Source organism: Catellatospora paridis (assembly GCF_009720365.1).
Classification (GTDB): Bacteria; Actinomycetota; Actinomycetes; order Mycobacteriales; family Micromonosporaceae; genus Catellatospora; species Catellatospora paridis.
On sequence record NZ_ML769312.1, the window covers coordinates 1,008,107 to 1,021,678 of the forward strand.

General features: G+C 70.4%; 12 protein-coding genes. 8 read left to right on the forward strand and 4 right to left on the reverse strand.

The genetic code is table 11. The features are described from left to right. Positions 1-28 precede the first annotated feature (28 nt). The 3 genes from gndA (at position 29) to F9C41_RS04590 (ending at position 3,907) form a co-directional block, all read left to right on the forward strand. A complete protein-coding gene (gndA, locus tag F9C41_RS04580; protein ID WP_155385282.1) occupies positions 29-1,456 on the forward strand; it encodes an NADP-dependent phosphogluconate dehydrogenase in 1,428 nt (475 codons plus the stop codon). A gap of 139 nt (positions 1,457-1,595) precedes the next feature. Continuing rightward, positions 1,596-2,885, forward strand: a complete 1,290-nt coding sequence (locus F9C41_RS04585) for a hemolysin family protein (protein WP_155385283.1) — start codon at positions 1,596-1,598, stop codon at positions 2,883-2,885. A 131-nt stretch (positions 2,886-3,016) separates the two neighbouring features. Beyond that, on the forward strand, positions 3,017-3,907 hold the full coding sequence (locus F9C41_RS04590; RefSeq protein WP_155385284.1) for a M20/M25/M40 family metallo-hydrolase: 891 nt from the start codon (positions 3,017-3,019) through the stop codon (positions 3,905-3,907). Between the two features lie 45 nt (positions 3,908-3,952). Here the strand turns inward: F9C41_RS04590 and F9C41_RS04595 are convergent, their stop codons facing one another. Beyond that, complete coding sequence (locus tag F9C41_RS04595) at positions 3,953-4,516, reverse strand: MBL fold metallo-hydrolase (RefSeq protein WP_155385285.1); 564 nt, start codon at positions 4,514-4,516, stop codon at positions 3,953-3,955. 126 nt (positions 4,517-4,642) lie between these two features. After that, positions 4,643-5,413, reverse strand: coding sequence for an SDR family oxidoreductase (locus F9C41_RS04600; protein WP_155385286.1), 771 nt, complete (start codon positions 5,411-5,413; stop codon positions 4,643-4,645). Positions 5,414-5,598: 185 nt separating this feature from the next. On the opposite strand from F9C41_RS04600, the gene F9C41_RS04605 reads away from it, so the two are divergent. The 3 genes from F9C41_RS04605 to F9C41_RS04615 all read left to right on the forward strand — a co-directional run bounded on the left by F9C41_RS04605 (position 5,599) and on the right by F9C41_RS04615 (position 9,314). Beyond that, positions 5,599-7,413, forward strand: coding sequence for an acyl-CoA dehydrogenase (locus tag F9C41_RS04605; RefSeq protein WP_155385287.1), 1,815 nt, complete (start codon positions 5,599-5,601; stop codon positions 7,411-7,413). Beyond that, on the forward strand, positions 7,400-7,999 hold the full coding sequence (locus tag F9C41_RS04610; RefSeq protein WP_155385288.1) for a TetR/AcrR family transcriptional regulator: 600 nt from the start codon (positions 7,400-7,402) through the stop codon (positions 7,997-7,999). Before F9C41_RS04605 ends, F9C41_RS04610 begins: the two co-directional genes overlap by 14 nt. A gap of 88 nt (positions 8,000-8,087) precedes the next feature. Continuing rightward, positions 8,088-9,314 carry an ROK family transcriptional regulator gene (locus F9C41_RS04615; RefSeq protein ID WP_155385289.1) on the forward strand — a complete coding sequence of 409 codons (1,227 nt, stop codon included), beginning with the start codon at positions 8,088-8,090 and terminating at the stop codon, positions 9,312-9,314. 58 nt (positions 9,315-9,372) lie between these two features. Here F9C41_RS04615 and F9C41_RS04620 read toward each other — a convergent pair whose 3' ends face one another. Continuing rightward, positions 9,373-10,341, reverse strand: a complete 969-nt coding sequence (locus F9C41_RS04620) for a CPBP family intramembrane glutamic endopeptidase (RefSeq protein WP_155385290.1) — start codon at positions 10,339-10,341, stop codon at positions 9,373-9,375. Positions 10,342-10,734: 393 nt separating this feature from the next. Here F9C41_RS04620 and F9C41_RS04625 point away from each other — a divergent pair, with 393 nt between their 5' ends. After that, complete coding sequence (locus F9C41_RS04625) at positions 10,735-11,808, forward strand: glycoside hydrolase family 19 protein (RefSeq protein ID WP_155385291.1); 1,074 nt, start codon at positions 10,735-10,737, stop codon at positions 11,806-11,808. A gap of 42 nt (positions 11,809-11,850) precedes the next feature. Here the strand turns inward: F9C41_RS04625 and F9C41_RS04630 are convergent, their stop codons facing one another. Further along, positions 11,851-12,159 (reverse strand): hypothetical protein, encoded by a 309-nt coding sequence (locus F9C41_RS04630; protein ID WP_155385292.1) that lies wholly within the window; start codon positions 12,157-12,159, stop codon positions 11,851-11,853. 313 nt (positions 12,160-12,472) lie between these two features. Between F9C41_RS04630 and F9C41_RS04635 the strand changes: the two genes are divergently transcribed. Continuing rightward, positions 12,473-13,507, forward strand: coding sequence for an LLM class flavin-dependent oxidoreductase (locus F9C41_RS04635; protein WP_155385293.1), 1,035 nt, complete (start codon positions 12,473-12,475; stop codon positions 13,505-13,507). Positions 13,508-13,572: the final 65 nt, after the last annotated feature.

Genomic DNA, 13,572 nt, shown 5'->3' on the forward strand with positions numbered 1-13,572 from the left:
TCGAGCTTTCACGACCAGGAGTCACACCATGGCAGCACAGATCGGTGTCACCGGGCTGGCGGTGATGGGCGCCAACCTCGCCCGCAACCTGGCCCGCAACGGCTACACCGTGGCGGTGCACAACCGCAGCCGCGCCCGCACCGACGCGCTGATCGCCGAGCACGGCGGCGAGGGCGACTTCGTCGCCACGGAGACGATGCAGGAGCTGGTCGGCGCGCTGGAGAAGCCGCGCCGGGTCCTGATCATGGTCAAGGCCGGCAAGCCGGTCGACGACGTGATCGCCGAGCTGGTGCCGCTGCTCGACAAGGACGACATCATCATCGACGGCGGCAACTCCCACTTCACCGACACGCGTCGCCGCGAGGCCGCGCTGGCCGCCAACGGCCTGCACTTCGTCGGTGTGGGCGTATCCGGTGGTGAGGAGGGCGCACTCAAGGGCCCGTCGATCATGCCGGGCGGGTCGAAGAAGTCGTACGAGTCGCTCGGGCCGATGCTGGAGAAGATCTCCGCGCACGTGGACGGCGAGCCGTGCTGCCACTGGCTGGGCACCGACGGCGCGGGCCACTTCGTGAAGATGGTCCACAACGGCATCGAGTACGCCGACATGCAGGTCATCGGCGAGGCATACGACCTGCTCCGCTCCGGGGCGGGCATCGAGCCGGGCGAGCAGTCGAAGATCTTCGCCGAGTGGAACAAGGGCGAGCTGTCGTCCTTCCTCATCGAGATCACCGCCGAGGTGCTCGGGCACGTCGACGCGAAGACCGGCAAGCCGTTCATCGACGTGCTGGTCGACGCCGCGGGCATGAAGGGCACCGGCGGCTGGACCGTGCAGGCGGCCCTGGAGCTGGGCTCGCCGGTCACCGGCATCGGCGAATCGGTGTTCGCCCGCGCGCTGTCGTCGCAGTCTGCGCAGCGCCCGATCGCACAGCAGGTGCTGGCCGGACACGAGGTCAAGGTGGACCTGCCGGACACGTTCGTCGAGGACGTGCGCCAGGCGCTGTACGCATCCAAGCTGGTCAGCTACGCCCAGGGCCTGGACATGCTGGTGTCGGCGTCCAAGGAGTACGGCTGGGATCTCGACCTGGGCGGCATCGCGTCGCTGTGGCGGGGCGGCTGCATCATCCGGGCGGCGCTGCTGCGCACCATCACCGAGGCGTACCGCGGCGACAACCCGCCGGCGAACCTGCTGTTCGCGCCGGAGTTCACCGCGGCGATCGGGGCGGCCCTGCCCGCCTGGCGCCGCGTGGTGTCCACCGCCGCGCAGCTGGGCATCCCCGCGCCGGTGTTCTCGTCGTCCCTGGCCTACTACGACGGCCTGCGCCGCGAGCGGCTGCCCGCCGCGCTCACCCAGGGTCTGCGGGACCTGTTCGGCGCGCACACCTACAAGCGGGTCGACGCCGACGGCACCTTCCACACGCTGTGGTCGGGCGACAAGACCGAGGTCAAGCAGGACTGACGCATTTCGCGAACAAAGCTCCGTTCATGCCGTTGTGGTGCATGAACGGAGCTTTGTCCGTGCCGCCCAATGCATGATCTTCAGGCACACCCGCTACGGTGTGGGCTCTGTCTTGAACATTGTCGAGGAGTGAACGCCCGTGGGCGGCTACGGCACCCAGGTTCTGCTGGTGCTTGTCCTTATGTTGATCAACGGAGCGCTTTCCGGCAGCGAGATGGCTCTCATCTCCCTGCGCGAGTCGCAGATCCAGCGGCTCGAGCGCTCCTCCTCGGGAGGCAAGGTGCTCGCGCGCCTTTCCCGCGACCCGAACCGGTTCCTCGCCACCATCCAGATCGGCATCACCCTGGCCGGCTTCCTGGCCTCCGCCTTCGCGGCGACGTCGCTGGCCAAGCCGCTGGTGCCGGCTTTCGGCTTCCTGGGCTCCGCGGCTGAGCCGGCCGCCATCATCGCGGTCACCCTGGTGCTGACCTTCCTCACCCTGGTGCTGGGCGAGCTCGCGCCCAAGCGCATCGCCATGCAGCGGGCCGAGGGCTGGGCGCTGGTCGCCGCGCGGCCGCTGGACTGGATGGCCAGCGCCTCACGGCCGTTCGTGTGGCTGCTCGGCAAGGCCACCGACATGATCGTGCGGATCGCCGGGGTCGACCCGCGGGCGGGCCGGGAGGAGATCTCCGCCGAGGAGATCCGCGACCTGGTCGTGGCCCAGCGCAGCTTCACCGCCGAGCAGCGGGAGATCATCTCCGGGGCGTTCGAGATCAGCGAGCGCGACATCCGCGACATCCTGATCCCCCGCCGCGAGGTCGTCACGCTGCCCGCGGGCATGTCCGCCGAGCAGGCGCTGGGCGTGCTGGCCGAGACCGGCCACAGCCGGGCCCCGGTCGTCGGGGACGGAGACCTCGACTCGGTCGTCGGCGTGGTGCACCTGCGCGACCTGCTCGGCGCGGGCGGCCCGGTCGGCGAGCGCGCCCGCACGGCCGTGTTCCTGCCCGAGACGCTGTCCGTGTCGGACGCCATGCGCCAGCTGCGCACCCAGCGCGAGCAGTTCGCCCTGGTGGTCGACGAGCACGGCTCCATCGACGGCATCATCACCATGGAAGACCTCGTCGAAGAGGTCGTCGGCGAGATCTACGACGAGACCGACCGGGACGTGGTCTCCGTGGTGCGCGAGGCCGACGACGTGTTCCTGGTGCCGGGCTCGTTCCCGCTGCACGACCTGCCGGACCTGGGCATCGACCTGAACCGGCTGGGCGAGATGGACTACACCACGGTCGCCGGCCTGGTGCTGGACAAGCTCGGCCACATCCCCACCAAGACCGGTGAGACGGTCAAGGTTCCCGGCTTCACCGCCGAGGTCACCGAGATCGACGGCCGCAGCATCACCCAACTCCGCCTGCGCCTGCTCCGCAACCACGACCGCCACCACGCCTCCTGACGCCGCTCGTCCTTGATCGCCGGACTTGCCTGGCACCTGTGCGTATCTTGAACGCGCATTCGCCCAGGTGCCAGGCAAGTCGACGGATCTTGGACGCGGTTAGGTTGCGGCCGGCTACTACAACGGTCGCCATGACAGACGTGATCAGTGTGGCGGCACTGCGGGCGCACATCGGACGGCTGACCGCGTACGGTCCACGCCACCGCGGCGACGGCCGAGCCGTGTCCGCCGCACTCGACCACATCACGGGCTGCCTGGCCGGTTACGGGTACGAGGTCGTGCGGGAGCCGTACGGCGACGCACTTCATGAGGTCAACCTGCTCGCCGAGCGGGCCGGCACCGGCACGGCTCCGGTGCTGGAGGTCGGCGCGCACTGGGACAGCGTCGCCGGCAGCCCGGGCGCCGACGACAACGCCAGCGGCGTGGCCGGGCTGCTGGAGATCGCCCGGCTCTGCGCGGCGGAGCCGCCCGCGCCGCGTACCGTGCGGTTCTGCTTCTTCGGCGGCGAGGAGCACGATCCGGAACCGTGCAACGGCAGCCGGGCCCACGTCGCCCGGCTCGACGCCGCGGGCGCCGACGTGGAAGGGATCATCGTCCTGGAGATGATCGGCTACCGCGACCTGCGCCCCGGCTCGCAGACCTTTCCCGACGCCGACGGGCAGGCCGGCCCCGAACTCACCGGCCCGCATCGCGCCGACTTCATCGCCGCCGTCGGCAACGTCGAGGCCGCCGCTTACCTGGCCGCCATCGGCGACGGCGGGGCGGCCCAGGTTCCACCGCTGCCGGTCCTGGCGGTGCCGTTGCCGTCCGAGCACGACGCCCACGGTTCCCGCAGCGATCATCAGCCCTACTGGGCCGGCGGGCGGCTCGGCGTGATGGTCACCGACACCGCGGAGTTCCGCAACCCCCACTACCACCGGCCGACCGACACGCTCGACACCCTCGACCTGGACTTCGCCGCGCAGGTGACACAGTCCGTCGCCAGCGCCGTGCGCACCCTGGCGCATCGACCTGCCGAGTGACGGCGGGCCGGCGGCCACCGCGAGTAGCGGGCGCTGTCCGCGAGCTCAGCGCGGGGTTGTCGGATCGGGCACGAACGCGGGGCCGTGACCGGGCACGATCAGCACCGGGTTCAGCGCGAGCACCCGCGCGCGGGACGCCGACAGCGCGACGCCGTCCGTGGCGAACGGGTCCTTCGGCGGCCCTTCGGCGTGCCACCACACGTGGGTGAGCGCGACCAGTCCGTCGGCGGTGTCGACCAGCGTGGTGATGTCCTCGGCGGTGTGCCCGGGGGTGCGGATGAGCCGGATCGCGTCGGAGAGCGCGAAGCCCTCCGCGTCCCGGCTGACCCACTGGTCGTCCACGTAGTAGGCCCAGTGGTCGTGGTAGCGGGCGTTGCGGAACAGCGCCGCGTTGATGGTGTGGTCCGGATGGTGGTGGCTGAAGATCACATCCGTGACGTCGTCGGGGTCGACGCCGAGGTCGGCCAGCGGGCCGAGGATCTGCTGCCGGTCCGCGACCATGCCGGGATCGACCACCACGGTGGTGTCCCCGTCCCGCAGCAATGCGACCGTGCTGGCCACTCGATCACCGACATACCCCGCGTTGAGCACCCACAGCTGCGCCGCCATACCCACACGCTACCGACCATCGCGTCGCCGCGCGGCCCGCTGCAGTTTCGGGGAAACTGCACGAACCATGGGCCCGATTGCTGCAGTTTCCCCGATAGTGCACCCGCCGGTCGTGGGCGGGGCGGGTCAGCCGGCGAAGGAGTGGCGGATGAGGGAACCGCCGTCGACGACGAGGGTCTGGCCGGTCATCCAGGAGGAGGTCTGGCCCGCCAGGAAGACCACCGCGCTCGCGATGTCCGCGGGCTCGCCGATGCGGCCGAGCGGGGTGTGCTGGTTGATCAGCTCCTCGTTGTTCTCCCACAGGGCCTGGGCGAGCTTGGTGCGTACGATGCCGGGCGCGATGCCGTTGACGCGCACCTTGGGGGCCAGCTCGGCGGCGAACTGCCGGGTCAGGTGGATGACGGCGGCCTTGGTGGCGTTGTAGTAGCCGATGCCCATCTCGGTGGCCAGGCCGCCGACGGAGGCGATGTTGACGATCGCGCCGCCGTCGGCCGCCATCGAGGCGTGCCAGACGGCCTGCGTCCACAGCACGATGGACAGCTGGTTGACCTGCACGGTCTTCTCCGCGCGGGAGACATCGAGATCGACCATGGGGCCGAAGTACGGGTTGGTGCCGGCGTTGTTGACGAGCACGTCGACGGATCCGAACTCGGCCACGGCGGCGGCGACGCAGGCGTCGGCCTGCTCTTTCTCCCCCACGTGCGCGGCCTTGGCGAGGAAGCCGACCTTCGGGTACGCCGCGCGGAACTCCTCGGCGACCGCGTCCAGCGCATCCTGCCGCCGGGAGGTCAGCACGACGTTGCAGCCCTCGGCGGCCAGCGCGGCCGCGGTGGCCTTGCCGATGCCGCGGGAGGCGCCGGTGACCAGCGCGGTACGACCTTCCAGACCTGTGCGCACAGCTTCGCCCCTTGTCAGTCCTTGATGTTGCAGTCGATGTGCGCATACCTTAGCGATCCGACCGACCGGTCGGTAGGGTTGGTGACAGGCTACATACCAACCGGTCGGTATTGACGGGGCGAGGCGGGACGCGCTTGGATGGGCACCCTGGACGGCGGCTGGTCCGCCACGGCGAGAGGGTGGGCATGAGCCACTACCGGAGCAACCTTCGTGACCTGCGGTTCAACCTGTTCGAGGTGTTCGGCCTCGGCGACAAGCTGGGCACGGGACGCTTCGCCGACCTGGACACCGACACCGTCGAGCACATGCTCGCCGAGGTGGAGCGGCTGTCGGTCGGGCCGATCGCGGCGTCGTACGCCGACGTGGACCGCAACCCGCCGGTCTACGACCCGCAGACCCACTCGGTCACCATGCCCGACAGCTTCCGCCGCTCCTACCAGGCGTGGATGGACGCCGAGTGGTGGCGGCTGGACATGCCCGCCGAGGCGGGTGGCGTGGTCGCCCCGCGCGCGCTGTGGTGGGCGCTGATCGAGCTGGTCCAGGGCGCGCAGGCGCCGGTGTACATGTACGGCGGCGGCCCCGGCTTCGGCGGCCTGCTGCACCGCATGGGCACCCCGCCGCAGCAGCGCGTCGCGGAGATCATGATCGAGCGCCAGTGGGGCGCGACGATGGTGCTCACCGAGCCGGACGCGGGCTCCGACGTCGGCGCGGGCCGCACCCGGGCCGTGCCGCAGGCCGACGGCTCGTGGCACCTCGAGGGCGTCAAGCGTTTCATCACCTCGGGCGAGCACGACCTGAGCGAGAACATCATGCACTTCGTGCTGGCCCGGCCGGTGGGCACGCCCGGCGCGGGCGGGCCGGGCACCAAGGGGCTGTCCATGTTCCTGGTGCCGAAGTTCCACTTCGACCACGAGTCCGGCCAGCTCGGCGAGCGCAACGGCGTGTACGCGACCAACGTCGAGAAGAAGATGGGCCTGAAGGTGTCCAGCACCTGCGAGCTGACCTTCGGCCAGCACGGCGTCCCGGCGAAGGGCTGGCTGGTCGGCGAGGTGCACGACGGCATCGCGCAGATGTTCAAGGTGATCGAGTCGGCGCGCATGCAGGTCGGCGTGAAGGCGATCGCGACGCTGTCGACCGGCTACCTCAACGCCCTCGACTACGCCCGGCAGCGGGTGCAGGGCCCGGACCTGACCCGCGCGGCGGACAAGACCGCGCCGCGGGTCACCATCGACCGGCACCCCGACGTGCGGCGCATCCTCATGCTGCAGAAGGCGTACGCCGAAGGCCTGCGCGCCACCTACCTCTACACCGCCGGCTGGCTGGACCGCGACCACGCGCAGGGCGCGAACGTCAACGACCTGCTGCTGCCGATCGTCAAGGGCGTCGGTTCGGAGCGCTCCTACGAGATGCTGGCCCTGTCGCTGCAGACCCTGGGCGGCTCGGGTTACCTGCAGGACTACCCGATGGAGCAGTACCTCCGGGACACGAAGATCGACACGCTGTACGAGGGCACCACCGCGATCCAGGGCCAGGACTTCTTCTTCCGCAAGATCGCGCGGGACCGGTCGGTGGCCCTGGACCTGCTCGTCGGCGAGATGGAGGAGTTCCTCGACGCCAACGAGTCCACGGATGAACTGAAGCTGGAGTGCGAGTCGCTGCGCGAGGCGATCGCGGACGTGCGCGGCATGGTGGCGACCATGTTCGGCTGGCAGAAGGCGGCGGGTGACGACGTCACCGAGGTCTACAAGGTCGGCCAGAACACCACGCGCCTGCTGATGAGCGTCGGCGACCTGGTGATCGGCTGGCTGCTGGTCCGCCAGGCCGCCGTCGCGCTGGCCGCGCTGGACGGCGCTTCCGGCGACGACGTGGGCTTCTACCAGGGCAAGCTCGCCGTGGCGCGGTTCTTCGCGCGTACCGTGCTCCCGGAGCTGACCGCGCGCCGCCGGGTGCTGGAGGCGACCGACAACGCGCTGATGGAGATCCCGGATGGGGCGTTCTAAGACCGAGGGCGCGGCCGGGGTGCGCGAGCGCATCCTGGCCGCGGCCTGCGAGCTGTTCGCCGAGCAGGGGTACGACGCGACGTCGGTGCAGCAGGTCGTCGACCGCGCCGGCGTCACCAAGGGCGGCCTGTACCACTACTTCGGGGCCAAGGAGGACCTGCTCGTCGAGATGTACCGGGCGATCTTCAGCGAGCGGCTCACGGCGCTGGACACGATCCTGGCCCAGGGCCGGGATCCGGAGTGGACGCTGCGGGCGATCATCGACGACATCGTGGTGGGCACGGCGGCGATGCGGCAGGAGTCGGCGGCCGTGTCCCGCGAACTGGCCACCATGGACAGCGGGCGCACCCAGCGCCTGCAGGCCGACTGGCGCCGCTACCAGGAGGCGGTGCGAAGCCTGATCCGGCAGGCGCAGCAGGACGGGGCGTTCAGCCCCGTCGCCTCCCCAGAGGTGGTCTCCTGGTCCATCTTCGGGGTGACGAACTCGCTGCACACCTGGTTCCGCCCCGACGGCCCCAAGCCGGCCGAGACGATCGCCCGCGAGCTCGCGGACTTCGTGCTGGCCGGGTTGAAGACATCGTCCTGATCGGACGCGAGCGCCGCCCTGGGCCGGGCCTCTCTCCTCACGTATGGTTGTTCCCTCAACCGTCCCCAGCCCACAAGGTCTTCCGCCCATGCTGACCAGCCCGACCGTGCCCGGGGCCGAGCTCGCACCGGACGACGGCCCCCGCCAGAACCTCGGCGCCCTGCTGCGGCACGTCCACCTGTCCGGTCCGCTGTCGCGCGCCGAGCTGGCCGAGCGGATGAGCCTCAACCGCAGCACGATCATGGGGCTGACCACCCGGCTCAGCGCCGCCGGGCTGGTGCGTGAGCGGCGGCCCACCGCCGCCGGCCGGTCCGGACGGCCCTCGCTGGTGGTCACCCCCGCCGCGGACCGGGTGTACGTGCTCGCGTTCGATGTCGCCGTGGACCGCCTGGTCGTAGCGCGGGTGGCACTCGGCGGCGAGATCCTGGAACGCCGGGTCGCCGCCCGTTCGCGCTCCGGCCCCGACCTGGACGCCGTCGTCGGTGTGCTGGCCGAGTTCGGCCGGGATCTGCACCGCGGCGCGCCTGCGGATGCGATCTGCGCGGGGGTCGGCGCGTCCTACTGCGGCATGATCCGCCCCGGCGACGGCATGGTCCGCTACGGTCCCTACCTGGGCTGGGTCGACCAGGCGTTCGGCGCGGAACTCGGCGAGCAGCTCGGACTCGGCTTGCCGGTCGCGGTCGGCAACGAGGCCCACCTGGGGGCGCTGGCCGAGCACGGGCGGGGCGCGGGCGTCGGCGTGCAGAACCTCATCTACCTGCACGGCGACGTCGGCGTAGGCGGCGGCATCATCGTCGGCGGCGAGGTGCTCGACGGGGAGGCCGGGTACGGCTGCGAGGTCGGGCACATGCTGGTCAACCCGCATGACGGGCGGCCCTGCTCGTGCGGTGCGCGCGGCTGTCTGGAGGCCGAGGCCGGCGAGCGGGCGCTGCTGTCCGAAGCGGGACGGCCGGACAGCCTGATCGGGCACGACGCGGTGCGCGCCGTCGTGGCCGATGCGCAGCGCGGCGATCCCGCCGCCCAGCGGGCCGTGGCCCGGATCGGCGACTGGCTCGGCATCGGCGTCGCGAACCTGATCAACCTGTTCAACCCCGGCGTGCTGATCTTCGGCGGCATGATGCGCGACGTGTACCTGGGCGCAGAACCGCAGATCCGCAGCCGGATCGAGCGTAACGTGCTGCCGGTGTCGCGGGAGCGGGTGCGGCTGTCCGCCGCGGCGCTCGGCGACGACACCACCCTGCTGGGCGCGGCCGAGCTGGCCTTCGCCGAGCTGCTGGGCAATCCGCTCGGGGTGATGGCGCAGGCCGGGACATGAGAGCCGGCCGCCCCTGACCCAGGCGGCGCCGTGACCGGGCTGGTTACCCGTCGTGCGTTCAGCGATGGACCGCCGAGGCATCGGCACCGTTGGCCTCGACCTGGACGATCGAAGTCTCGGCCTTCTCGATGGCGGGCGTGCGGTTCGCGGGCATCCAGCCGGGCCGGTGCTGGGCGACCACCTTCAGAGCGACGATTACGCAGGCCATGTAGGTGAGGTCACCGCCTAGCAGGATCAGTGTCGAGCCGAGGGTCGCGTCCGCGGCGGTGGTGGTGTCAGCGATGTCCAGACCACCGGTGGCGGCCGTGGCGACGAAGGCGAACAGGTTGGTCGCGGCGTGTGCGGCGATGGACACCTCGAGACCTCCGGTCCGGATGACCAGCAGGGCCCAGATGACGCCCCCGACGAACAGGGCCACGAAACCGGACCAGGTGCCGATTCCGTGGAGCAAGGTGAACGCAAGCGCTGAGCCGAGGATGCCGACCCACCGGTGGTACGCCCCGAGGGCTTGCAGGACGAAGCCGCGGGTGGCGTACTCCTCACCGGCGGCCTGCAGCGGAACCAGGACGACGAGCAGGACCGCGAGCCCGAGGAACCGCCACGGGTCGATCGTCAGCCGCAGGTCGGCAAGGCTGCCGTAGACCGACACCAACGCCACGATGACCAGGACCGCCACGACGGCGGCCAGGCACCCGCACACGGCGAACCACCGCCAGCGCAGGCGACCGACCACCGAGTGCAGCATCCCCGCCGGCCGTCGTTGCACCAGTCGCGCGACACCGAGGGTGACCGGGAGGAGCAGGGCGATAGACGCCAGCGCCAGAAGGTTGTCGACGAGTGGACTGCCGATAGACGCACCGTCGTCGATGTTTCCGCCGAGCGCCCACGTCACGGCGAGCGCGATGACCACCAGCCCACACACCGCCGTGGCGGCGACCAACGCTGCGGCCAGCACGGCGGCAAGTGGTGTCCACCACCGATGAAAGCCCAGTCGCGCCAAGCGCTCGTAGGTCAGCTCCTCGTGCACCGTCGTAGCCTAGACGACCGAGCCTCGAGTCGATGGCCGTCATCGCGCAACGACGATCTCCGGCGGACGTCGCTCCGTCCACATCAGACAGCAACGGTGCGGAACGGCCACGCGGGCACCGGGCTTTCACGATTCGCGGCGGAACAGCCCAGCGAGTAGGCGGCATTCGGGCTCGTTCGCATCGGACTGCGCCACACCGTCCACAAGCCGGGCGAGCACCTTCGCAGCCGGCCCTACCGCACCGCCAGGCGCGACCGCGGATCGCCACAGTCACCGCACAGGGCACAAACGCATGACTATTAGGAAGCTTTATTTATTGATACTCTTCTCCGTGAGCGCTCTCTCACCTGTCATCGACGATCCGCCGGCACCGCGCCGCGGAGAGGAGTCCCCATGTCACGACAACGTTCCCTGGCGTTGACAGGAGTGCTGGCCATCGTCGCCGCGCTCGCCGTCATCCTGCCGTCGAGTTCCGCGTCCGCCGCCAACTGCGTCACCGCGTGGCAATCGTCGGCCGTCTACACCGGAGGCATGACCGCCTCGCACAACGGCCACAACTGGCTGGCCCGCTGGTGGACCCAGAACCAGGCCCCCGGCACCAACGAGGTCTGGACCGACCAGGGCACCTGCGGCGGCGGCACCACGCCCCCGCCCGGCGGCAACTGCAACCACCCGAACTGGGCCGCGGGCACCTGGTACACCACCGGCAGCATCGTGCGCTACACCAACGGGCTGTACTACATCGCCGAGCACGACAACCCGGGCTACGACCCGATCATCAGCACCTGGTACTGGGACCCGTACACCTGCAGCGGCACTCCGCCGTCGAACCCGCCGACCAACCCGGGCGGCTTCGTCGTGTCCGAGGCGGCTTTCAACCAGATGTTCCCGGGCCGCAACTCCTTCTACACGTACCAGGGCCTGATCGCCGCGCTGAGCGCCTACCCGTCGTTCGCCACCACCGGCAGCGACACCGTGCGCCGCCAGGAGGCCGCGGCGTTCCTGGCCAACGTCAACCACGAGACCGGCGGCCTGGTGCACATCGTGGAGCAGAACACGGCCAACTACCCGCACTACTGCGACGCGGGCCAGCCCTACGGCTGCCCGGCCGGGCAGGCCGCCTACTACGGCCGCGGCCCGATCCAGCTGAGCTGGAACTTCAACTACAAGGCCGCCGGTGACGCGCTCGGCCTGCCGCTGCTGACCAACCCGTGGCTCGTGCAGAACGACGCGTCGGTGGCCTGGCGCACCGGCCTGTGGTACTGGATGACCCAGAACGGCCCCGGCACCATGACCGCGCACAACGCCATGGTCAACGGCGCGGGCTTCGGCCAGACGATCCGGAGCATCAACGGGTCGATCGAGTGCAACGGCGGCAACCCGGCACAGGTCCAGAGCCGCGTCAACGCCTACCAGCAGTTCGTCGGCATTCTCGGCACCACCCCCGGCGGCAACCTGTACTGCTGACCGGATCCGGCGGTGCGGAGCCTGCCTCCGCACCGCCGCTGGTCACCAGCCGTCCAGGGCCTGGTCCTCGGCGAGGTCCCGCAATCCGTCAGCGATCTCGTCGAGGTATTTGGCCAGCACGTCGTTGTCGACGGGGCAGTCCCGCCAGTGGGCCTGGGCCTGGTCGAGCAGGGCCAGCAGCCTGGCGTTGAGCACGCTCAGCCGGTGGTCGTGAAGGCTGCCGCGGACGACAGCCCACTCCCAGTCGACCTCGCCGTCGTAGCGCTCGCCTTCGCAGATGGCGCGTTGCAGCCCATAGGCGACATCGATGTAGGCATCCCAAGCGGCCTTCTGATGTGTGGTGCTGTTCACGGCTGCTGCTCCCCCATGGCTCCCTCAGGCACGAAGCGTTCCCTCCGACGGTACGCGGCCAGTGCCGTCGTGCCACCGCTCCAGACGAGGTGACCGCCACTGCCCCGGCGCCTTCCGCCCGCCTCAGCCGCTGGACGTGCGTAGTGCAGCAGGGCGCCCCGGTGCGACGCTAGTCGCCGTTTGCGGGCGATTGGCCGGTTTCACGAATAACGCCGGACCGGGCGACGCGCCCTCACGGGTCTCGCACCGCAGGCGGAATACGCTGCCCCGCGCGTGGGTTCGACCTGTCGACGATCATGAGGGAGAGGCCGGTATGTCCGCACCGCTGGAGTTCGCGCTCGACACGTTCGGCGACGTCACGGTCGACGACACCGGGAGCACGGTGCCGTACGCGCAGGTCATCCGGAACGTGGTCGAGCAGGCGGTGCTGGCCGACAGCCTCGGCGTGGACGCGGTCGGCATCGGCGAACACCACCGCGAGGACTTCGCCGTGACCGCGCCGGAGATCGTGCTGGCCGCGATCGCCTCGCGCACCGAGCGGATCAGGCTCGGCACCGCGGTCACCGTGCTCAGCTCGGACGACCCAGTACGGGTGTTCGAGCGGTTCGCGACCCTCGACGCCGTATCCCGCGGCCGGGCCGAGATCATCCTGGGGCGGGGCTCGTTCACCGAGTCGTTCCCGCTGTTCGGCTACGACCTGGCGCAGTACAACGAGCTGTTCGAGGAGAAGCTGGACCTGCTGGCGCAGCTGCTCGACGAGGGGCCGGTCACCTGGCAGGGCAACCTGAGGGCCGGGCTGACCGACCAGCACGTGTATCCGAAGACGGAGTCGGGGCGCATCCGCACCTGGATCGGCGTCGGCGGCAGCCCGGAGTCGGTGGTGCGCGCGGCCGCGTACCAGATGCCGCTCATGCTCGCGATCATCGGCGGACGTCCGGAGCGCTTCGCGCCCTATGTCGACCTGTACCACCGCGCGCTCGCGCAGATGGAGGCCGACCGGCTGCCCGTCGGCGTGCACTCCCCCGGCCACCTCGCCGAGACCGACGCGCTGGCCCGCGAACAGCTGTGGCCGCACTACCGCAAGATGATCGACCGGATCGGCCGCGAGCGCGGCTGGCCGCCCACCAACCGCGACCGGTTCGAGGCCGAGGCCGACGAGGGCTCGCTCTACGTCGGCTCACCCGAGACCGTCGCGAAGAAGATCGCCGCCACGGTACGCACGCTCGGCGTGAGCCGGTTCGAACTCAAGTACAGCGCCGGCACCCTGCCGCACAACAAGCTCATGACCTCGATCGCCCTCTACGGCGAGCAGGTCATCCCCCGCGTCCGCGACCTCCTCGCTGCCTGACCACCCGCGCCCACCCCGCGCATGATCGTCCAACTTGCCTGGCACCTGTGCGTATGTTGGAGCGC

Bases quoted from the DNA above. Each gene is read 5' to 3' on its own strand.
- F9C41_RS04615 (WP_155385289.1), top strand. From the start codon at position 8,088: ATGCTGACCAGCCCGACCGTGCCCGGGGCCGAGCTCGCACCGGACGAC.
- F9C41_RS04610 (WP_155385288.1), top strand. From the start codon at position 7,400: ATGGGGCGTTCTAAGACCGAGGGCGCGGCCGGGGTGCGCGAGCGCATC.
- gndA (WP_155385282.1), top strand. From the start codon at position 29: ATGGCAGCACAGATCGGTGTCACCGGGCTGGCGGTGATGGGCGCCAAC.
- F9C41_RS04605 (WP_155385287.1), top strand. From the start codon at position 5,599: ATGAGCCACTACCGGAGCAACCTTCGTGACCTGCGGTTCAACCTGTTC.
- F9C41_RS04590 (WP_155385284.1), top strand. From the start codon at position 3,017: ATGACAGACGTGATCAGTGTGGCGGCACTGCGGGCGCACATCGGACGG.
- F9C41_RS04635 (WP_155385293.1), top strand. From the start codon at position 12,473: ATGTCCGCACCGCTGGAGTTCGCGCTCGACACGTTCGGCGACGTCACG.
- F9C41_RS04625 (WP_155385291.1), top strand. From the start codon at position 10,735: ATGTCACGACAACGTTCCCTGGCGTTGACAGGAGTGCTGGCCATCGTC.
- F9C41_RS04595 (WP_155385285.1), bottom strand. From the start codon at position 4,516: ATGGCGGCGCAGCTGTGGGTGCTCAACGCGGGGTATGTCGGTGATCGA.